At 57.2% G+C, this 21333-nt stretch carries 15 protein-coding genes and 1 pseudogene; 2 read left to right on the forward strand and 14 right to left on the reverse strand.

What is annotated here, in order from left to right:
- Window positions 1-4 precede the first annotated feature (4 nt).
- Window positions 5-1399 (reverse strand): Mur ligase family protein, encoded by a 1395-nt coding sequence (locus DKK75_RS07360; protein ID WP_375315007.1) that lies wholly within the window; start codon window positions 1397-1399, stop codon window positions 5-7.
- Window positions 1399-2739 carry a replicative DNA helicase gene (gene dnaB, locus DKK75_RS07365; RefSeq protein ID WP_033510868.1) on the reverse strand — a complete coding sequence of 447 codons (1341 nt, stop codon included), beginning with the start codon at window positions 2737-2739 and terminating at the stop codon, window positions 1399-1401. Before dnaB ends, DKK75_RS07360 begins: the two co-directional genes overlap by 1 nt.
- A 417-nt stretch (window positions 2740-3156) precedes the next feature.
- On the opposite strand from dnaB, the gene DKK75_RS07370 reads away from it, so the two are divergent.
- On the forward strand, window positions 3157-4548 hold the full coding sequence (locus tag DKK75_RS07370; RefSeq protein WP_258333199.1) for an MATE family efflux transporter: 1392 nt from the start codon (window positions 3157-3159) through the stop codon (window positions 4546-4548).
- 141 nt (window positions 4549-4689) lie between these two features.
- Here the strand turns inward: DKK75_RS07370 and DKK75_RS07375 are convergent, their stop codons facing one another.
- From DKK75_RS07375 to DKK75_RS07425, 12 genes and pseudogenes are all read right to left on the reverse strand, one after another.
- Entirely contained in the window at window positions 4690-5028 is a 339-nt protein-coding gene (locus DKK75_RS07375; RefSeq protein WP_110452764.1) for a P-II family nitrogen regulator, read from the reverse strand.
- A 17-nt stretch (window positions 5029-5045) separates the two neighbouring features.
- A complete protein-coding gene (locus DKK75_RS07380) occupies window positions 5046-6311 on the reverse strand; it encodes an ammonium transporter (RefSeq protein WP_110452765.1) in 1266 nt (421 codons plus the stop codon).
- A 188-nt stretch (window positions 6312-6499) separates the two neighbouring features.
- Window positions 6500-7435, reverse strand: a pseudogene (gene ftsY / locus DKK75_RS07385) (signal recognition particle-docking protein FtsY); the annotation flags it as partial.
- A gap of 436 nt (window positions 7436-7871) precedes the next feature.
- Complete coding sequence (locus DKK75_RS07390; RefSeq protein ID WP_110452767.1) at window positions 7872-8435, reverse strand: hypothetical protein; 564 nt, start codon at window positions 8433-8435, stop codon at window positions 7872-7874.
- Between the two features lie 166 nt (window positions 8436-8601).
- On the reverse strand, window positions 8602-9297 hold the full coding sequence (locus tag DKK75_RS07395) for an FtsX-like permease family protein (protein WP_110452768.1): 696 nt from the start codon (window positions 9295-9297) through the stop codon (window positions 8602-8604).
- Window positions 9298-9425: 128 nt separating this feature from the next.
- A complete protein-coding gene (locus DKK75_RS07400; protein ID WP_146208635.1) occupies window positions 9426-11702 on the reverse strand; it encodes a hypothetical protein in 2277 nt (758 codons plus the stop codon).
- Between the two features lie 132 nt (window positions 11703-11834).
- The gene (locus DKK75_RS07405; RefSeq protein ID WP_110452770.1) at window positions 11835-12524 is read right to left on the reverse strand and encodes a hypothetical protein; all 690 of its coding nucleotides are present in this window, start codon (window positions 12522-12524) and stop codon (window positions 11835-11837) included.
- Between the two features lie 442 nt (window positions 12525-12966).
- Window positions 12967-14817 carry a SpaH/EbpB family LPXTG-anchored major pilin gene (locus tag DKK75_RS07410; RefSeq protein WP_110452771.1) on the reverse strand — a complete coding sequence of 617 codons (1851 nt, stop codon included), beginning with the start codon at window positions 14815-14817 and terminating at the stop codon, window positions 12967-12969.
- A 48-nt stretch (window positions 14818-14865) separates the two neighbouring features.
- Window positions 14866-17019: a DUF7927 domain-containing protein gene (locus DKK75_RS07415; protein ID WP_146208636.1), complete on the reverse strand. Its 2154-nt coding sequence runs from the start codon at window positions 17017-17019 to the stop codon at window positions 14866-14868.
- 1078 nt (window positions 17020-18097) lie between these two features.
- Complete coding sequence (locus tag DKK75_RS08170) at window positions 18098-18253, reverse strand: hypothetical protein (RefSeq protein ID WP_181414502.1); 156 nt, start codon at window positions 18251-18253, stop codon at window positions 18098-18100.
- Between the two features lie 309 nt (window positions 18254-18562).
- Window positions 18563-19597, reverse strand: coding sequence for a class C sortase (locus DKK75_RS07420; protein WP_110452773.1), 1035 nt, complete (start codon window positions 19595-19597; stop codon window positions 18563-18565).
- Between the two features lie 547 nt (window positions 19598-20144).
- A complete protein-coding gene (locus DKK75_RS07425; protein WP_110452774.1) occupies window positions 20145-20489 on the reverse strand; it encodes a helix-turn-helix domain-containing protein in 345 nt (114 codons plus the stop codon).
- On the opposite strand from DKK75_RS07425, the gene DKK75_RS08075 reads away from it, so the two are divergent.
- Complete coding sequence (locus DKK75_RS08075; protein WP_146208637.1) at window positions 20488-21066, forward strand: hypothetical protein; 579 nt, start codon at window positions 20488-20490, stop codon at window positions 21064-21066. The two genes, DKK75_RS07425 and DKK75_RS08075, sit on opposite strands and share 2 nt — an antisense overlap.
- Window positions 21067-21333: the final 267 nt, after the last annotated feature.

Raw genomic sequence — 21333 nt, forward strand, 5'->3', positions numbered from 1 at the left:
TCGCTCATGCGCCCACCCCGGCATCGTCCACGCTCGTGACCCTGCCAAGGGCGGACCGGAGCCGGAGCATAGAGGTGTAGGTGCAGTAGATACGCTTGGGTCGGCCGGGATGCATCGCAAGGAAGGCTGCCAGAGCCCGATCCAGGTCGGTCTCGATCGCCTCCGTAGGCACCTGGTCATAGGCCAGACGCAAGGCCATGTCATAAGCCCGGGTGCCGGAGACCATGGCCACGCCGGTATCGCTGAGCGAGGTGAAGTCCACATCCCAGAGCCAGCTCATATCACGCCCGTCCGCATACTCGTCGCGGATGGCGATCATGGTATCCTGTCCGGCCGGATCGAAGGAGGACAGCGCCAGGCGGAAGCCCATGGGGTTCTTGACCAGGACCAGCTCAACCGGCGCGCCCTGGTAGGTGATGACCTCCCCACGGCCGAAGGCGGGCGTCACCTTGGACAGGGCATCCATGAGCGCTGCATCATCTGGCTCCTTCTCCTCCAGAACGACTCTCACCAGCGCCAGTGCAGCAGCCGCATTGTAGAGGTTGTAGACGCCTTCCAGACGTAGATCGGTCTCCAGGATTCGGCCGTCCAGACGGAAGGCAGCCCTGTGGTCCATGACCCGTTCCAGGGTCACTTCGGCTGGCAGCCAGTGACCGTGCCGGACTGGGCGGGGAGCACTGCTCGCACCGGCACCGTCAGCAGCCCGGTCTGAGGCATGCATGTCGTCATCGGTGGGGAAATAGGTCAACAGGTCATCTGACAGGCCGAAGTAGGCCACGCCGGTCTGGGCCGGCGTCAGGGCGGCCAGGCTGGCGATGCGCGGATCCTCCCGGTTGAGGACGACCGTGCCCGTGGTGGCCTGGGCCACCTGACCCAACAGCCGGGCTGTAGTGTCGATTTCCCCAAACCGGTCCAGCTGGTCGCGCATGACATTGAGCAGGAGTGCATAGCGTGGCTTGACCTGTCGCACGAAGTGGACCGCATAGGCCTCGTCCAGCTCCAGGACCGCAATATCGGCATGCAGACGGCCTGACAGCCCCAGTGCAGATACCAAGGCCGAGACCACGCCGCGGGTGAAGTTGGACCCCGTCGGATTGGTGAAGACCTTGAGACCCAAGGACTCCAGCATGGAGGCCACCATTCGGGTGGTGGTGGTCTTGCCATTGGTTCCCGAAACCAGAACCACCCCGCGAGGAAGGCCTGACAGGGTCCTAGCCAAGAAGTCCGGGTCGATCCGCTCCACCACCCTGCCGGGCAGGGCCGAACCGCCGTGATGGGACAGACGCGAACCGAGGCGTATCGCCTTGCCGACTAGAAGGGCCAGGAAGGCGCGCCAAGGCCGACGGGGATGACCAGGCTGATTGGCAGGCTGCTTCTTGGAAGCCGTGGAACGCATGATCAGACCCCTCCCTGCTGATAGTCCTGGGGCATGTCCTTGAACTTGGACTTCTCGCCCAGGAAGGCCAGCTTGAAGGTGTCGGTGGGACCATTGCGGTGCTTGGCCAGGATGATGTCGGCCTCGCCGGGACGGTCCTCCTTGTCGTAGAAGTCAGGTCGATGGACCAGAAAGACCACGTCGGCATCCTGCTCGATGGATCCAGACTCGCGCAGGTCGGAGAGCATGGGCTTCTTGTCGTTGCGCATCTCAGGACCGCGGTTGAGCTGGCTCAGCGCCACCACTGGAACCTCCAGCTCCTTGGCCAGCAGCTTCAGAGCGCGTGAGAAGTCGGAGACCTCCTGCTGGCGGGATTCGACCCGCTTGCCCGAAGTCATCAGCTGCAGGTAATCGATGACCACCAGCTTCAGATCGTTGGTCTGCTTGAGCCGACGGCACTTGGCGCGGATCTCCATCAGGCTCATATTGGGCGAATCGTCCAGGAAGAGCGGGGCGTCCTGCAGTCTGCTCCAAAAAGTGTTCAGGGTGTTCCAACGCTCAGGGGTGATGTCGTCCGCCCGGCGCAGGGCCACTAGGGGGATGTCGGTCTCCGCCGAGATGATGCGCTGGGCCAGCTCGGTCTTGCTCATCTCCAGGGAGAAGACCACTGTGGTCATGTTGTTGTGGAGGGCTGCGGCGCGGGCGAAGTCGATGCCCAGGGTGGACTTGCCCATGGCGGGGCGACCGGCCACCACGATCATCTGCCCGGGCTGCAGGCCCTGGGTCACGTCGTCGATGCTCTTGAAGCCGGTGGGCACGCCCCGCTCCATGTCGCCGTTCTGCAGCTTGTCCAGCTGGTCCAGGGTGTCATGGACGACCGGCCCGATGGCCTCGTAATCCTGACGGACCCTGCCCACGCTCATCTCGTAGACCTCGGCCTGGGCCAGATTGACGATGTCCTCGGCCTGAGAGCCCTCGGCCGAGTAGCCCAGCTGGGCGATCTTGGTGCCGGCCGCGATCACATTGCGCAGGATGGCCCGCTGGTGGACGATTTCGGCATAGTAGGTGGCGTTAGCGGCGGTCGGGACCGAGGCCACCAGGGAATGCAGATAGTCGGTGCCCCCCACCTTCTCCAGGTCGCCGGACTTGAGCAGCTCGTTGGCCACCAGGACGGCATCAACCGGCTGGGAGGCCGAGAAGAGAGTGACGATGGCCTCGTAGATGGTCTGGTGCTTGGGCTGGTAGAAATCGGATATCTCTATCATCTGGCTGACCTCGCCGATGGCGTCCTTGCTCATGAGCATGCCGCCCAGCACGGCCATCTCCGCATCGTCGTCATGCGGGGGCACCCGGTCGAAGAGCATGTCGCGGCCTGTCCGGGCATGATCGGTGGGACGCTGCTCGGGATGGGTGTAGTCGGTATAGTCGTCGGAAGCCATAGCCACGATTCTACGAAGAGAACCGTTCTTGACGGCCCCATGAGGAGGATTTCACCCAAGGCATTCACTAGGAGACCCAGGGCACTCTGGATATAGCTTCGAGTCGTTCCTGCATGTGTACAGAAAAATAAGTTATCCACATTCAAGGCGTGTCCTAGAGGACATGTGCGCAACTTATCCACCTCATGGGTATAACTCTGTGCAAAACTTGGGGACAGTCTTCCACATCATCAATCCAGCTTGCGCTCATGTCTGTTCGGTGATATTGCATCTACCGGCAAGGTGTCCACGGACTGGCTTCCCGGGGTTGTGTCTTCAGTCCAGAGCATTAGCATGGCGTCCATGCGCAGCCACAGGCACACCCCCGAAACCAAAAACGGATCAATCACGCCGGAAGAACGGCGGGCAACCTACCGGACCATCGCTGGCCTGGCTATACCCACCTTCGGCCAGCTGATCGCATCCCCGCTCTTCGTCATGATCGACACCGCCATCGTGGGCCACATCAGCGACTCGGCCCTGGCCGGGCTCTCCATCGGGTCCACCGTGGTGCTGACCACCGTAGGCCTGTGCATCTTTCTGGCCTACGGAACCACCTCCCAGGTGGCCCGGCTCATGGGCGCCGGACGCCGCAGGGAGGGAATGCAGGCGGGGGTGGACGGCATGTGGCTAGCCTTCGTCATCGGCCTTGTCGTCTGCGCCCTGATCCTGGCTCTGAGCCGGCCCATCTGCAGCCTGATGGGAGCCCGGGGGCCGGTCCTGCAGGCGGCGCAGACCTATCTGAATGCCCTGGTCTTCGGCCTGCCAGCCATGCTCCTGGTCTACGCCGCCAACGGCATCTTCCGGGGGCTGCAAAAGGTAAAGATCACCCTAGTGGCCGCCGTATCAGGCGCTATCCTCAACACCGCCCTGGAGGTCCTGCTGGTCTTCGGCCTGCACATGGACATTCTGGGCTCGGGCCTAGCCACCCTGATCGCTGAGTGGGCCATGGGACTCTTCCTGACCATACCAGCCCTGGTCTGGGCTCGTCGAGAAGGCGCCCAGCTGCGACCCCGACTCTCAGGCATGGCGGCCAGCATGGGCGATGGCTTCCCGCTCTTCCTGCGAACCCTGGCCCTACGGGTCTGCCTGTTCATGACCGTGGTGGCTGCGGCCCACCTGGGCGAGCAGGTGCTGGCCGCCTACCAGGGGGTCAACTCGGCTTGGAACTTCGGACTGAACATGCTGGATGCCGTGGGCATCGCCGGTCAGTCACTGGTAGCCACCGAGCTGGGCGCCGGACAGCGGCTGCGAGCACGGATCATGACCGACCTGTCAGCCAAGGCCGGCATGGCTATGGGCGTGCTGGTCGGGCTGGTCATGATCGCTCTGGGCCTCTTCGCCGCTCCCCTGTTCAGCCCCACGCCGGCCATCAGGTCGCTGATCACCGTGGGCATGATCGTCCAAGGTGTCTTCATGCCCGTCGCCGGATGGATGTGGGCACTGGACGGAATCCTGATCGGAGCCGGGGACTATCGATACCTGGCAGCTACCTGCTCCCTGACGGCTGTGATCTACGTAATCGGGCTGCTGGGCATGACAGCTCTGGCCGTGAACTGGACGCCCACCTGGCGGATAGCCATGCTCTGGGCCGTTCTCAATGTCCTCTTCATCGGCGTCAGAGCCATCTGCAATGGCTTGAGAACGCGCACCGATGTCTGGATGGGAACAATCGACCAGGCCGGCCAAGCCTGAAACAGTCACCTACGGCGAGCAAATGCGCAGAAGACGCAAGAACCCCACCGCTGAACCATGAAATTGGCCATGGCGGCGGGGTTGTGCAAAGCCAGCAAAGCAGGAATGGCCATGCCCAAGCGACGGCGGCAGACTGCTGCCTCAGATGGCGTCTACGCCGGTCTCTCCGGTGCGGACCCTGACCACCGAATCCAGGGTCTGCACCCAGACCTTGCCGTCGCCCACGGTGTTTGTGGCAGCGGCCTGGATGATGGCGTCTACCAGGTCATAGACCCGCTGGTCCTCGGTCAGCACCTCCACGCGCACCTTGGGGACCAGGTCCACCTTGACAGTGCTGCCCCGGTAGATTTCCTTATGGCCGCCCTGCCGACCATAGCCCCGAGCTGACGAGACGGTCATGCCGTGCACGCCCACCTCTGTCAGAGCCTGCTTGACCTGTTCCAGCCGTCCGGGCTGAATAATGGCGGTGATGAGTTTCATGCTGCCTTCCTTTCTGATCAGTCCAGACCAGACCCGAACTCATAGGCGCTCTCGCCTTGGTCGCTCTGGTCGACGCCGATGATCTCCTGGTCCTCGCTGACCCTCCAGCCAATGGTCTTCTCCAGCGCAAAAGCGATCACGCCAGTTACTGCAGCCGCGTAAATAATCGCAATCAGCGCTACCAGGAACTGAACCAGCAGCTGCCGGAAATCGCCACCGGCCAGAAAGCCCGTGCCGGTACCAAAGAAGCCTATCAGCAGAGTGCCCAAGAGACCACCCACACCGTGGATGCCTACCACATCCAAGGAGTCGTCATAGGCGAAACGGAACTTGAGTCCGCAGGCCAGGCAGCAGACAAAACCAGCTAACAGACCGATGACCAGGGCCCAGAGCGGGGAAACCACGTCGGCCGCTGGAGTGATGGCCACCAAACCGGCGACCATGCCGGATGCGGCACCCATGGCGGTGTAGTGCCCCGTGCGTATCCGTTCAGTAAAGAGCCAGCCCAGAGTGGCGGCACTGGCGGCCATGGTCGTGGAAACCCAGGCATATCCTGCCGTTCCGTTGGCAGCGAAGGCGGACCCGGCATTGAAGCCGAACCAGCCGAACCAGAGCAGGAAGGCGCCCAGCATGACCATGGGCACATTGTGGGGCCGCATGACCTGCTTGGGGAAGCCTACCCGCCTGCCAATGATGAGCACAATGATCAGAGCCGCCACGGCTGCATTGATGTGGATGACCGTGCCACCAGCGAAATCATGAGCGGGGGCTCCGATGGCGTTGGAAATGGGACCGTCTGCCGAGAGCAGGCCGTGATTCCATACCATGTGGGCCATGGGCCCGTAATCCAAGGTGACCCAGAGGGCAACGAATATCATCCAGGTGCTGATTCTGACTCGCTCTGCCAGGGCTCCCGAGATCAGAGCCACGCAGATCATGGCGAAGGCGGCCTGGAAGGCGATGTCCACCGTATGCGGGTAGGCAGCGTTTGCGGAATCAAGCGAGGTGAAGACCCCATCCTTGGCTATGACCGTGTCCTTGAGCAAAAAGCCGGTGATGGGATCGCCGAAGACGCCTCCGATATCCTTGCCTGCAAAGGAAATCGACCATCCCCAGAGGGCCCAGATAATCCCCGTCACGGCAATGGCCAGCGTGGACATCATCATCATGTTGAGTACAGCCTTAGCCCGGACCATACCCCCATAGAAGAAAGCCACCGCCGGAGTCATCAGAAAGACCATAGACGCCGCTACCAGCATCCAGGCAGCATTTCCAGAATCCATGCCTACACCTCTCTTTTCCCCATCCATGCGATCAGCCCCCCAACAAAGAGGACTTCCCTCTGGACAGCCTACGTCAGATTCTCTTCCACTTCCCGATTCATCAAACAGGAGCAGGATGTCGGTCAGGTCACCGCCGCATTACCTCCGAGTGACTATTGGATGACCACCTTATGACCAACTCGATCAGACTACTCGTCTCCCAGAATGCCGTCGACAAAGGACTCAGGGTCAAAGACCGCCAGATCGTCCGGCCCCTCGCCCAATCCGACGAGCTTGACAGGCACGCCCAGCTCTCGTTGGACAGAGACGACGATGCCGCCCTTGGCCGAGCCGTCCAATTTGGTCAGGACAATGCCCGTGACCCCGATTGCTTGGGCGAATACCCGGGCCTGGATCATCCCGTTTTGCCCCGTGGTGGCGTCCAGGACCAACAGAACCTCGTCCACGGGCAGGTTCTTCTCGATCACCCGTCGGATCTTGCCAAGCTGATCCATCAGATTGGCCTTGTTCTGCAAGCGCCCAGCCGTATCCACGATGAGAACATCAGCCTGATCATTTTTGGCTCGTTCCGCTGCTTCGAAAGCCACCGAGGCAGGGTCGGCGCCGTCACGATCGCTACGGACCACGGGCACGCCCACCTTGCCGCCCCAGGTCTCCAGCTGGTCAGCGGCGGCAGCACGGAAGGTGTCGGCAGCACCCATGACCACCGACTTGCCATCGGCCACGAAGAGCCTGGCCAGCTTGCCCGCCGTGGTGGTCTTGCCTGTGCCGTTGACGCCCACCATGATGATGACCGACGGTCTGTTGGCCTGAGGTCGGGCAGCGACCAGGGTTCGATCCATATTGGGGTCGACCAGATCGATCAGACGCTGACGAAGACCGCGGCGCACCGCTGCGGGATCCTTCTGCCCGGTAATCCGGGCATCGTCACGCAACTGTTTCACTAGCTGTTCGCTGGCCTCGGCACCCACATCCGCCATAAGCAGGGTGTCTTCCACATCCTCCCAGTCGGACTCACTCAGATGGTCCTTGGTCAGAATAGCAAAGAGGGCCTTGCCGAAGGGGTTGGGGCTCTTGGCCAGTCTGGCCTTGAGCCTAGTCATACGGGATGCGGATGCCTCCGGGCGGGCCGGCTCCTCCTGTGCTGACGGGCTGGCCTGGTTGGCCGTGGACGACTGACTGGACGCCTCTGAATCGATTGGGCCAGCTGAACCCGTAGAAGCGTCCGGATCGGCAGCAACACCTGATCCACGCGAGGCAGATCGGGCTGCCTGATCAGCCGACGAAGCTGCTGGGGAAGCCTCAGGTTGGTCTTCAGCATGACCCTTTGCGACACCCATCGTTGAGTCCGGGGACGAAGAAGAGCGGCCATCACCAGGCTCTTCCGCCCTGCCGGGGCGTGCGGAATCCCCCTGGGGCCGACGTCTACGGACCGCCGCCAGAATGCCGACCACTGCCAGCACTAGGACGATCAACACCGCGATAAGGATAAGGAGCTGCTGTGTTGTCATAGGCACCAGCCTAAATGCGAAAAGGGACACGGGCCTTCATCATGAACGGTCACTTTTCGCTCGGACGGCTCTTTTCCCTATGCGAAGCGCTCTCGACTGCTGGCATGATGTCGGAAGTGATGGGCTGAGGCTCCCGGCGCTGAGGGCGTGAGGGCTCAGGGCTGGATGATCGTACAGTGGAGCTCCTGGGAGCTGGGGGCCCAGAGGCCGCAGAAACCGACGGCGCGACATTCTTCTTTTGCCTCGGGCTGACCGGCGATGCGGAATCGGTGCTTGGCGGTCGGGGCGGATTTATCTCGTCCGTGGAGCTGGAGGCCATCAGGCCCCGAACCTCCATCACCGAGGAGGAGTTGACATAGACCGGATAGGGACGTGCGAAATCCTCATCGGTTGGTGCATCCTGGCCTGAGCCAGGTGCGAAAGACAGGCGTCCTCCTGCTATCCGCGGCAGCTGGTTCTCTTGCTCCCGCCGACGACGGGCGGCCCGACGCACACGCTCATCCATAGACTGAGAGAAGGCACGGTCCTGGGACTCGCCACGCGCCAGGCGCATGACAAATACGATGAATGCCACCACCACCAGCACCCATATCAGGACAATCAGCCAAACCATACTTGCCATTCTGTCAGAAGAACTACACAGACGCGCTAAGACACGAGGAATCTATCGGCCTCTTTCACACTGGCTCGTTCATCGGCCTGCTCGTTTGGTCAGGCAAATCAAACCAATACCTTTCTATGGCTGACCAGAGCTGCTGGGAAGCACATTCCCCAGTTGCTCACCACCCGAAAGAATGACCCGCCGACTGTCCAGGTGCGATTCGGCGCATCTCTGCCAATGCTGCCAGCAGAAACAAGGCAGCGGCGATACGACGAGCCAAACCTGCTGTTTTTGGAGGAATGTTTGCAGCACGCAGAGATTCCACCGGACTGATTCTGCTGATGGTCCGGATGGTCAGCAGCGTGCCGATCAAGGCCACCACTACTCCGCATGAGGTTCCTGCTGTCCAGGAAGCCAGCTGGTGGCTGGCGATAAAAGGCTGCCTGCCGATCAGGAACTGTGAGGTCTCCCAGGCGTAGAGGGGACGGGCCAGCAGCAAAGAAGCCGCCAGCGAGACTACACTGGCCGCGAGCGCCAAGATGAACACCCGCAGACAGGTCAGTGAGGTCAACTGCCAGGGCGTGGCACCTTGCAGGGCTAGGAGGGCGAGGTTGTGTCTGCGCTGGTTGATCACCGACGAAACGACTTGCAGAACGATCAATACTGCGGCAACGAGAAGTGCTGCGAAGGGGATCATCAAGTTTTGATAGGCAGTGCGACCTTGCTCGGTCATGCCGGGAAGATCGCCCAGGGCCTTGGCCGAAGAGAGCATCATGGCAAGCAGGCCGACCATGGTCTGCGAGGCGATCAGCACAAGCACTACGCCAGACCAGGCCAAGGGGGCATCCTTGAAATCTCGCAGAAGAAGCCGCATCAGATGCCCGCTTCCGGCACAGAAACCTTAGCTGCTGCGGCTATACGACCGTTACGATATATGAAAAGGTGCGTCCTTTCGCCCGGTAGAGCCGGTGCTGAAAGGACGCACCTTATGATCAGGATTCTTCAGACAATTGGATTCGAGGTGGTATCGGAATCAACCTCGGCACTGTTGCCATCCAGCAGCGTCGTCTTGCCTGTCACTTGAGACCCCGGTTCACCTGTCACCTTCACACTGAACTTCAGCGTAAGGGTGTTCCGAGGATACAAGGCCAACGGTTTGGAGGTCACACCAGTCCCATCACCATCCAAAGTGAACTGATCCGATATGTCCAAGGGCTTCGACGCATCAGTATCAGGCTTAGTGTAAACAGCACTTACCGAGCCCTGCAGCTTGGCATTGGGCCCCCACGTGTCCTTGATCGTCACCGTTGGATTTTCGAAGGACGTACGATCGTTATGAATAAGCACCTCATATTCAATCGTATCCCCTTTGTGCACCGCTTTCCCCTCGAATGGATAGGCGTTCCTTGACACCGTCATGTACTTGCCAACGTTCTGCACAAGGGGCACGAAGTAGGCAGGCCAGACGAATCTGGGTGTACCACCCATTGATGTGGTAGGAGTCTTCACATTGTATCGTTTACCATTACCGTCGTCCGTCAACGGCGATACGCAACTGAGCACATTGTTCGGATCCCTGTCATCTACGATTCCCGGCAGACAGATGTTTCCATCTTTTGCACTTCCATCATTGAACCCAGAGAGACCACCTGTAGCTGTCCCGCCCATGTTATCTCCCCAGGAATATATACTTCCGTCTTCAAGGTTCAACGAGGCGCTGTCCTTGTTGCCTCCTACGCTCACGGCTTTTCTGTGTTGAGGGTCCTCATCCGGGGTCCAGATCAAACCTGGTGAACTTTTCTCATTGAATGGCACGGCCCAGGTGATTTTGCTTCTAGAGGAAGACTCAACCCCACCTTCGTTACGACGGCCCCATCCCCAGACGGTACCATCGGACTTCACGAAATTACCGGCATAATATTCCATATTGAAGTCAACTACATTTTCTCCGGTGACCATATTTCCATCCATGTCGGGAGCATTCAACACCTTGGGCTCTACCCGCCAATGGTTGTTGTCCATATCGCCGTCTGCAGCTTCCACCATACCTTTGCGGTTTTCGGCACCGCCCCAAGTCCAGAGCTTTCCATTCTTCGTCAGCAGCGCGCCACAGGCATATCCGCCCATTCCCTTGACATAACCACCATTATTTTTGATGACATTGTCAAGATATGGAACCTCCACAGGGGCATAACAATAATACTGCTGCTCGCTCCCGCCTAAACTGACGCATGGCTTGGTCAAGTCGTTTGAAGAGGCCGCATCCAGCTGTGCCGTGGTCAAGGCTCCACCACCGGTGAAATTCCTGCCCCAGAAATACACTTTCTGCTGGTCCGTGACAGCGTAATAGCTCTCATAGCCCGGGAACAGGTCTACAATCTTCTCATTGTTGGGGAATACAACCTGAATCGGAGACAGGGCAACCCCATAGTTGTCGTCATTCAGATTTTTCGCATCATCATGATTCTCAACAGGCCAGCCCCTTTTACGTGTACGACTCCACTCATCTCTATTCGAGCCATTGTGCTTACCAACACCTCTCTCACCATACTCATGCTTCCCGACGGTCCAAACCGTTCCGTCGTCCTTCAGGTAAGCAAAACCGTATTCAGTACCTGCAACATCAATGACCTTGCTGGTATTATTCCCGCCAGGATAGGTTCCCACCGGTGCAGCTGGACCGTCAATAGGCTTCCACGTCGCCGGGGACTCGTTGGGATTTTTCTGATTAACATGATTAGGGATGCCTTCAGGGGCAGCCGTTTGATCTTTATAGACGCCATACACACCTCCGGTGTGGTAAGACGTTGTCTTCTCATAACCTGGCTGACTCGTTATGATCGCATTGGTCGGAAATGTCTGACCTTTCTGATCATTGTCGCCCCAACCGTACACATTTCCGTAACAATCTACTGCCATCAAGGCATAGGCGGAACCGGCGACACGTTTTACACACCCGATCCCGCGCACAATATCAGGCTTGTGATAGTTATTCAGCGGAGAATTATCTCCTGTACGAACCTGAGCACCGTATTTTTGCCATTTTCCATTGATGGTCCAGGAACCGTTCATGCCCGTGTCGGTCAACTTCTGTCCGCCCGAATAGTAACCCCACATCCAAACATTGCCGGCCTTGTCCAAAGCGACCGTATCATCTAGGGCGTAGGTTCCCTTGACACCTGCACTCGAGCCGAAACTTGATGAAGGAGTCGTCACAATGACGGGATTCTTGCTGACATATGCAGCATCTGCATGAGTGACACCTGCAAACGCAGCCATTGCCAGAGTCACAACAGTGACAGCCAACTTCACAACCCTTGACCAGAACCGATGAGACTCATGCACTCTAAATGTACTATTCATCTAGATCACATCCTTCGGACCATACATGGTTACAACTATTGCTCTTGCTCATCGTGTCTCACCTTTTACAATCAATGACAGACCGGTGGTCGTCCCGTTATAGGCGGATAGGTCATCCTTTGACAACGTGCTATCCACATAGACACGCAGCGTCAATTTGCGCTCCGGATCTCCGGGCTTCAGATCGAGAGGCATGCTCATCTTCAGGTAGCCAGGCTTAGCGGGTTCATTCTTGTTCGGATCGCCAAGTTGTATTTCACCGTCAGTACCCAGTTTGCCGTCCCAGACCTTGTTATCGCCATCCAGTACCTCAAAGCGAAGTTGCGTAAACAAATCCGGATAGTACCTAACGTTCAATGGACTGTTTTGTCCCACGGAGGTCGGTGCCATGTGTTCTTTCACCTTACGATCAGGGTCTGTGTCCACGAACTTGATGGACAGACGACCCATCTCCTGCTTCACCGAACTCACCCCTACGGTCCAGGTCTGAGGACCACTTGAAAAAGCATCCCTCAGATTAACGGCAATGGGCTTACCTGCCTCGCCGGTCGAAACCGGGTCCGTTCCATCCTTCTGAGCCGCAGTCACCGTAACTTTAAATTCCGTGTCATCGGAAGCCGCCTGTGCATCCCTGAGCCCCAAAGCACGAACCCCTGTACCTGCCAACACAATCAATATCACAGCGACCGCCAGCATCAACTTGGCAACCGTCGCGTGATTCTTGAATAACCTACGCATTCCGCCTTCTCCTGCCATCACAACATACATCCGATATAGAGCAACGAATATCCTCAACCAAGTATGTAAGACTTCTATTGGGGACCGGACCTGCATCAACTCGCATCAATTGCCACTGCATAATGAATCACCTATTCAACTACAGAAGACCTTCATCACTGAGGACAACCATGAGTGCGCTCACAAATCCACATCCCCACTCTCGGCTCCACCATCAAGTCTCATCTACTGGATAGAGCCATAATCAACACTGTCAATCGCAGATGGCAGGGATCCGGGACATTGCAAAACTCGCATATGTCCCGGTCCATACCTGTATATGCAACCAAACAACGGATGCATCAACCTGTTGCAAGCGATTTCATGAATGATCTGAAATCAGTCAGCCGCATTGCGCAGAGGACCAATCCTGATTACGCACCGCTTTCCCAGGTTACTTAGTTCATGCATGAACAGCGCTGCTGGCATCACGCTTGCTACGCATGGAAGCAAGGTAGATGCAGACACCAGCTGCAACCATGAGCCCACCAACAATGACAAGGAACATGATTCCAGCCGCACCAGTCAGAGGCAACTGTGTCAAGCTCTTTACGTTCATAAGCTGGTAGCTGCCCTTAGTCGAGCTGGTCATCTGGGCCAGACCGTAGGGATCTGCAGCAAAACCGTACTCCAGAGTCTTCAACTCCTGCTCACCTGAGGCATCTGGACCATAATTCGGGAGGATCTTGACTCCGAAGGACAGATCTTTCAGTGTCATGAAACCGTTAGGGGCTTCCGTCTCCTTGACCTGGTAATCATCTCCTGATGCCACGCCTTTGATCGCAAGGTTGCCTTGTGCGCCGGTCTCGACTGTGGTAACCGTCGAAGCAGGGGCGTCAGTAGCCATGGCCTTACGATACGAACCATCAGCAAGCTTTACGAACTTCAGATCGGCACCACCCTTGGAGATGGAGAACTTCGCACCTGCCAGCTTCTCGTTCGTTGCCTTGTTGATCTTGGTCAGATCGAAATTATAGGTATATACTTTGGCCTTGCCTTCAGGTGTCTTACCAGGACTTGCAGGTTCACCGGAGATGCTTGCATTCGGATCGTTTGAATATTCAAGAGATGCCGAATTGTGAACGTCGCCTGGAGTCGTATCAATCGCATTGGCGTTGAGGGTCGTATCATATTTGATCACAATCTGTGCACCTGCATAATGACCATCACCTTTAGTGATCAGATCACGGAAGAAGCTTGACAGGTCGAATACGATTTTCCCGCCATTGCTCATGTCGGAATCAGTCGTTAGGGCATAACCAGGAGTTCCTGCAGGAATGGTCGCAAGCACCTGATCGGTCCCCAACTTGTTCAGGGTCACCGTCACGTTCGCCTTGGCGGCATCAAAGGTCAGACCTTTCGTCAGAGTATCGTTCATCTTCAGGTCGTATGTGCCCGCATCATATCCCAGATAGGTCGGAACAGTTGCCTTGATGGTGAACCGAACAGTGTCACCCACATTGTAATCAGCTTTATCCGTGGTCTTCTGAGGGGTACCGGGGGCTTCACCCTTGGCATCGATATCCTCAGTCATACCCTTCACATCCACGCGCGTGCCGCCCTCTGTTTTCGCGGTGGTGCTTACGAACATCGGAAGCGTTACGCCGTTATCCGCAGTATGTGCTGTCTTGTCCACCAGCACATATTCGCCCTGGGGTATACCGGTGAACTCCACCGTATCCGTTCCCTCAGCGGCCGTCTTCGTGATTGCTGAATCCGAATCGAACAGATTGCGGAAATCCGCATCCTTCCATAGATTGTTCAGGAACAACCTGACCTTGCCATCATACTGAGGCTTGCCGGCATCGGTCGGAGTCGTCGCTCCATCGGAACCAACTCCCCAGTTCGTCGCCACATAGGCAATGGGGTCCGTGGTCACACCATCAGGTACTGGATCCGTTCCGAACATGGCGGACAGCGCTTTAGTGCTACTTGTTTTCACCTGAGCGGGGTTGGCCACGGTCGCCACAGATACGGACCCTTCCCCACCCTCTTGCGCGGGAGGCAGCACTTGCGTATAGTCGCCAACCTTTAACGCTGTAAACGTGCGCCCGGCAGCATTATGTATCTTCAAATCGGCAGTTTGCTCAGCCGCATTGGCAGCAACTGCACCGGTAGCCCCCATGGCGAAGGCAGCTACTAGCGCTGTCGCAGATGCGACCAGACTCCTGATACTACACCTTGTCATTCCCTGTTTCCTTTCCTTAAATCGGGTGAAGACGAAACCGAAAGGATCCCTCAGCACCCAAACCATCAACCACCGGTCCGGATCACACCCTGCCGGACCGGCAGAAATTCTTCATCACCTACGACTCGTATACCTGTTCGCTGCGTATCCGGCACTTACCAGGAACACGCCAAGAATCAAGGCCAATACCAGCCATAGGACATGACTCCCGCCAGTGAATGGCAGATGGGACACAGGATCCATGCCTTGTACGTTCACACGGGTTGTGGGTCGCTGTCCCGATTGCGGAGACTGCACACCATTGACAAGAGATGAACCAGAATGGGCATCGGACTTTACCGTAACGCGATATGAAACGGTCACCGTCTCTCCTGGGGCGACACCGCTTGAGTCCGACCAGGACAGAACACCTGAAGCCTCATCAAAGGTTGGCGCTGCAACCTTGTGATTGGTCACGCTCGATACGGCTGAAAGATCCATAGGCTTTCCGGCGCTACCCAGAACACCTGAAAGATCATCCTTCAGCGACGCATCGTATACGGTCACACCCGTCGAATTTCGATACGTCACCCGGTAGAACAGATCCTTGCCCTTCCTTACCGAAGACACACCTTCGGAAGAGGTTGCGGAACCAAAGGCACCCTTCCCCAAATCAACACTAGATACGTCATTCTTCACGCTGACGGAATCCGGTCCACGGTTATTCATGGCCTGATTGATCAACTTGTGATCGCCAGCAGGCGAATGATCTGCTGGGTAGGTCGTCACTTGAATACGGACGACAGCCTGTTGTCCCTTATCCAAGGTGCCCTTCCACACTACTTTCCCCGGCGAGGAAGCATCATTCCAGGTCACGACTCCAATAGGCGAATCACCCACTAATGAAGCGCTCTCGACAGAGGCGTCATCCGCTACATCATGCATGTCATCGGACACCGTCACATCGACAGGATCGGCAATTGCATCCGCCGGCAGCGGATTCGACACAGTCACCTCATATACATATCGTTGGCCAAATGCAACGGATGACCCCTCTGTCACTGGTGTCAAAGCACCGTCAGAGGACACGGCGAGAAGACGCTTGTTCACCTCTATGCGTCCCAGCCCGTTCGATGTCTTCGGCTCATCCTGCGAATAATCCGATACGAAGGTGTTCTCGATGGAACCCTGGTAATACGATGCGTCCTGGCTACGCAAAACCGTCACACTGTATGTCACGGTAACCTTGCCAGGCCCCTGAGCGGATTCACCCGGCACAGCGCCTTTCCAGGTCAGACGAGCGGCATCGACGTCAACCACAGGTGCACCCGGAGCAGCACCGGCCGGATCAGTAGAAACCTTCACATTGTCCACGGTCCCGCTCTGGGAATATGGCAAGACGCCTGAAAGATCATCAGCCAGCACAGTTTCCACAGCGCCACGGTTCGGGTTGACGGCCGTCAATGTGTATGTCAACCGCTGGCCTGGGAAGACGCGCGAACCCTCGGTATGATCAGCCGATTTTGACAACTTCAGGGGGATTGGGGTCCCGAAATGGTACACACCACCACGAGCGCTCACCAGTAGATTTCGGTAGCCAATACCATTCTCCGTGAAGGTGTTCGCCACCAAGGCGCCACCAAGCAGTCCAAGGGATCCGAACCCATCTTCACCGGCAGCATCCAGGGGCTGGAATGTCGCCCTCTGCGCTTCACTACCTTTAGCCGGAACCGCATACCCGGCCACACGCCCGGCACCAGCTCCGTCACGGTACCCGACGAAGACGGTATCACGACCATCCGGCGCATCACCGACAGCCACGGATGAGCCGAAATACTGTGCCCCTTCCTTGCCCTTCAGCGTTGAATTCACAGAACCATCAGCCACGTTGAATCTATACACGACACCGCGCTGTTCCGCCCACTGGGTCGATGAATCCCACGAGGGGTCACCTGCGAGCACCTGTCCGCCGTCGGAACTGAATGCCAACGAACGACCAAGACCCGCACGAGCGGTCGAGGCATTAGCCGCCGGATATGAGCCTTGGGCCTTATCCACATTCAAATCACGTACAAATCCGGAACCAGAGAACAACTGGACGCCACCAGTCAGACTGTCGACTCCTGCTACGGTACGTTCCTGGCCAGGAGCACCCAACGCCACCGAGCCGCCGTGCACGGCCACCGTCTGACCAGCCAGCGCCCCCTCCACTATCGAAGCATCGCCTTTCGGCGCCAGCAGAGGAGTTGGAACCGAAGCAGCATCGGACAAATCCACGACGAACCCCATACCAGCATCATCGACATCATCAACGGTTGAATTCGGTGCCCCGATTACCAGAGAGTTCCCGTCCAATGCCAAGGACTCACCGAAGTTGTCAACCTCATACCTGTCCGAATCCGCCGGAGCGCCTATCGTGCGGACCAAGGAGCCGGACAGGTCAAATACCAAAACCTCCTGCGACCACTTAGCCCCGACCACGACGTACTGATCGTTCAAGGCCACCTGGTATCCGAATCCCGATACAGCGGCGGGGGCGGCTATCCTCACTGAACCGGCAGGTGCGGATGCGCTGTCGGCATCACCACTCCAGGCACTCACACCGTTACTGTCAGAAGACAAGGTCTGCACCACCACGGCACCGTCACCGGAACCCCCTGGCACGCCCTGCGACTCTACGTAGGCAAGCCGTTTACCGAATGCAGCAGCGCCATACCCGACGCGGTCTCCCCCGGTGAACCGTGCATCCTGCACCAGACGAGGGAAATCGGATTTATCGTTACCCGGCAACCGTGACCCTGCAACCAGGCCCGAACGCACACCCACACCGGTCGATCTGGCAATGTCACGCCCATCATCCCCACGCCGAGCCGCAGCGGTCAAGGCGAATGCGGACAAGGCAAGACACACCACTACCAGTATGCCAACTATAGGAAAACTCTTCTGCAATCTTCTCACTGCAGCCCCGCTAACATGAATAATCCAGCGCTCGTGGACAACTCCCTTTTGGGAATCTTTCCGAGAACGACATCATCAACGTCTCTTCCGAATTCCATATTACGAAAGAAGACAAAAAGATGCAAGTTGATTGATATATGCATTGAATATGCAACCTGGGTTTTCCTGACTCAAGCTGTAGAGAGCAATTGACTCTGTGTAGCACCAAGTAATCTGTTTACGCCGACTTCCGCTCAATAACTGCCTTTTACTAAGTTATTGCCGTGCAATCAGCTCCGCTCGCAAATACCGGATGAATGAACTCTGTCGGTATTATGACGATGGAATTTTCAATCAGTCACTTTAATAAAAGGTCACAGTTTATTGATTATTAACCACTAATAGTCTATTAATTATTGATCACTGATTATTACTTCATTGAAGCAGGAGTAAAGGCGGCAGAAAGTCCTACTCTTTCATCGCTTGCCTGATCGTTCTTTTCCCCGTAGCCTTCAGACCCTTCAGGAACGGTTAGCCCAATTTTCTCACCATCGACCGCATCATCCCCATGCACGCCAACAACCACGACCTGATAATGCTGCCCCTCCTGCTCTGCAGAATGCGACGACCGCTGTCCTGGAGTTCGCTCACAACCAGGTCATGAGGTCATGAACCCCAGCACTCCACTCAAGGCATGGAGTCTCCCGTACTCCCATACCGACGGTTCCGCCATTATCCAGTCACGGTCATTCGCATGATTCACGCCTTCGCTGGATTCGACCATTCACTCATAAGCACTCCATGTACAGTCGGCACAAAAAGGGTACAATTACGCATCTTGCCTTTCCTGAATTCGCGCTTTTTACGGTTTTGCATCTTCCGCGCCAAGGAACCGTCAAGATTTTCGCTTGAGGGCTGTCCGCGTACCAGGCCTTCGCGGCCGGACAAGCCCCCCAGCTGGCTCCACGGGCACACCGGCCGCGTGCCGCACAATAAGACACGGGGATCTCGTCAGTCTGACCAGCAATAAGGCGAGCGCGGCGCACAAGACCGTCATTATCAGGATGAGCCTGCCGTCCTTCTTGGCATCCTTGGGAAACGGGATAGGATCCGGCATCGGTTCCCTATGCCCCGACACCAACAACCTATGCGTATTGATCCCATAGGGCGTGCAGGTCATCAGCGTGACCCTGTCCTGCCCGGCTTCTATGCGCAACTTGCTGGTATCGTTGGGCTCGATGACGATTATGCGGTCTACCTTGTACCCCATGGTCTTGCCCATGGACTTGATGTAGAACGTATCTCCCTTCTCCATCTCGTCCAAGCGGGTGAACATCGGGGCTCTGACAAGGCCGCGATGCCCTGTCACCACGGCATGTGTCGACGGACCGCCGACCGGAAGCGAGGACCCGTACAGGTGGCCGGCACCGGATGCCAGGACCTTCTGGGAGGTTCCATGGTAGATGGGCAAGTTGACCGATATCTTGGGTATGAGTATCGAACCCATGATTCCGTCGCCTTGATTCAGCTGGGACTGATAGACGGTATCCCTCTCTGAAGCCGTCTGGCCTTGGGTCGTCCCGCCACTGAAGGGGTCGATGATCTCTCCCAGCACCGGCTGTCCGGATGATGCAAGGTGCCTGTTATACTCCTCTGCAGCCTTCAGTGCCTCCTTGGCCTTGGGATATGGCCAGCCAGCGACGTCACTATCGGAACGCGATACAAGGGCTTCCTGCTTTTGACTGTAGGCAAATTGCAGAGCGAAGGGAGCTGCGATAGTGCAAAGGCCCGCCACAAGGATCAGGATGGCGAAGATCTTCAGCCAGCGCGCGGCCCTACCGCGGCGCGGCTCCTTCTGAAATACCAGGGCACGAAACCGGTCCGGCTCATCATGGGATTGACTGAAGGCCACGGAATCCGACCGCACCATGGACGTCGCCTCTTTTCATAATTCAAGGTCATCTGGTCAATGAATCCTGCAAGGACTGCGCTGCGCACCGAGCACCCTGACACTTCCGCACCACTCTTCGAGTTGGAAATACCCAATCCGCCTGGTCGCAATCCAGGCAAAGGCTGGAATCCACATGGGCCTTGCACCTTCTGAATTGCAAGTTTACCCTTATGCCGCTCAGCGGGATTGTTCATCAAACCAACGGATCCTCATCTGTCACCGCATGAAACGACCACGACAGCCTCACGAACACCGAATACGAGTCACGCGCTTGGAGGTCCACAAACTTCACACCCGGTAACCGCCGCTTCATAACCTTGTCGGTCCTGCCCATGCGAAACCGTACAAATTGACACCCTTGATCCATGTCATATCCATCAAGGCCACCAATCAAACACAAATCTGCCGTCACCATATGGCGGCACAAGGCACTATAGGCAATCTGGACGCATCAGGCAAGTGGAGCGATACCACGAACGAAGGAAACCCGAGCCCAACCAGTGGCGGCTGCGCACATCCAGGTCGCTCATCTCCTGGTCTGCCTGGCGCATGACTCGGAACCGACCGTCTCGCTGATTTCCTCATTCGAAAAGTCGGTGCTGTTCATCATCTTCTGCGCCTCGATCAGCCTGCGCCCATCCAACGACTCCTGGAAACCCTCACCTGTGGCCTTCCTCAGTTTGTTGCTCAGGTAGTCGGGATTGCACCCGAACCGATCAGCCATCGAGACCAGACTCACCGAGGCATAGGGCTGGCTGATGCACGAGATGATAGGCGCCAACTGCTCGGCCTGGATATTGTCAAAATCGATGACGCTCTTAGAAATCAGCGCCTTCAGCTCGATGACCAGGGCTGAAAGCACCAGCTCCATGGCACGGTTGCGGCCTGACAGAACGGCGTTCGGCCAACCCCTGCTCGGTGATGAGCGCTTCGACCAGATTCGTAGGCACGGCATGGCCCTCGAGGCCGAAGACAATGAGGTTGTATCAGCGTGGGGCGTTGCCCACGTTGGCGATAAGCTGGAAGATGACATTGAGCGACTCGGGGACCATGGTGAGCATGGAGGCGATGTCCGCATTTTCCTGAACGAGGTTGTTCACCAGGATATCGTCCTCATCGGTATAGAAGATCCTGCGCGGCACCGCCTTGCCGAGCATGACCAGGCTGCCCTGATGCAGCTCGACCAGCTCGTTGTCGATGTATTGCGTGCACCGTCCGGACTACATGTACTTCATCTCGATGGAGCTGTAGGTGTACTCGGGCACGCAGGAAAAACGGTTGCTTTTGGTGACGGCGATGCCGCCGTCCTTGAAGAAGATCCGCTCAGGCATCCACGGCACGGCATCCACGGAAAAACCCAGGTTCATGTGATTGAAGTTGCTGACGGTGCTGAGCCGGCGGCGTTCAACATTGTTGTGCTCATGCAGAATGCGATCAAGCCGCTGTGAAAACATGCCCCCGGAATCCGCCATACGGAATCAGTCGATTGGCCCAATATCCGACCTTATGTCTGAGCAGATAATACCGGATAAACAAGAACCTGCAATTCTCAGATGCCATCTTTCTTCTGCTCGTACTCCTGTAGCACTGAGACGAGAGCTCTCCTTATCTCGTCAGCAAGAGGAATATGGTTTCGGTCTATTCGTCGAACGTTCTGCTGGAGTATTCTCACCAGAAAATCAGGCCGAGTCCGCAGCCATCGCTCACGTAAATCA

This window comes from Bifidobacterium asteroides (assembly GCF_003202695.1).
Taxonomy (GTDB): Bacteria; Actinomycetota; Actinomycetes; order Actinomycetales; family Bifidobacteriaceae; genus Bombiscardovia; species Bombiscardovia asteroides_G.

Coding starts and splice junctions, on each gene's coding strand:
- DKK75_RS07420 (WP_110452773.1), bottom strand. CDS start 19,597: ATGGTGCGGTCGGATTCCGTGGCCTTCAGTCAATCCCATGATGAGCCG.
- DKK75_RS07390 (WP_110452767.1), bottom strand. CDS start 8,435: ATGGTTTGGCTGATTGTCCTGATATGGGTGCTGGTGGTGGTGGCATTC.
- DKK75_RS07370 (WP_258333199.1), top strand. CDS start 3,157: ATGCGCAGCCACAGGCACACCCCCGAAACCAAAAACGGATCAATCACG.
- DKK75_RS07375 (WP_110452764.1), bottom strand. CDS start 5,028: ATGAAACTCATCACCGCCATTATTCAGCCCGGACGGCTGGAACAGGTC.
- DKK75_RS07425 (WP_110452774.1), bottom strand. CDS start 20,489: ATGGAGCTGGTGCTTTCAGCCCTGGTCATCGAGCTGAAGGCGCTGATT.
- DKK75_RS07395 (WP_110452768.1), bottom strand. CDS start 9,297: ATGCGGCTTCTTCTGCGAGATTTCAAGGATGCCCCCTTGGCCTGGTCT.
- DKK75_RS08075 (WP_146208637.1), top strand. CDS start 20,488: ATGGCACGGTTGCGGCCTGACAGAACGGCGTTCGGCCAACCCCTGCTC.
- DKK75_RS07415 (WP_146208636.1), bottom strand. CDS start 17,019: ATGGGGTTCGTCGTGGATTTGTCCGATGCTGCTTCGGTTCCAACTCCT.
- DKK75_RS07400 (WP_146208635.1), bottom strand. CDS start 11,702: ATGGCTGCGTTTGCAGGTGTCACTCATGCAGATGCTGCATATGTCAGC.
- DKK75_RS07410 (WP_110452771.1), bottom strand. CDS start 14,817: ATGGTTTGGGTGCTGAGGGATCCTTTCGGTTTCGTCTTCACCCGATTT.
- dnaB (WP_033510868.1), bottom strand. CDS start 2,739: ATGCTCTTCGACCGGGTGCCCCCGCATGACGACGATGCGGAGATGGCC.
- DKK75_RS07380 (WP_110452765.1), bottom strand. CDS start 6,311: ATGGATTCTGGAAATGCTGCCTGGATGCTGGTAGCGGCGTCTATGGTC.
- DKK75_RS07405 (WP_110452770.1), bottom strand. CDS start 12,524: ATGCGTAGGTTATTCAAGAATCACGCGACGGTTGCCAAGTTGATGCTG.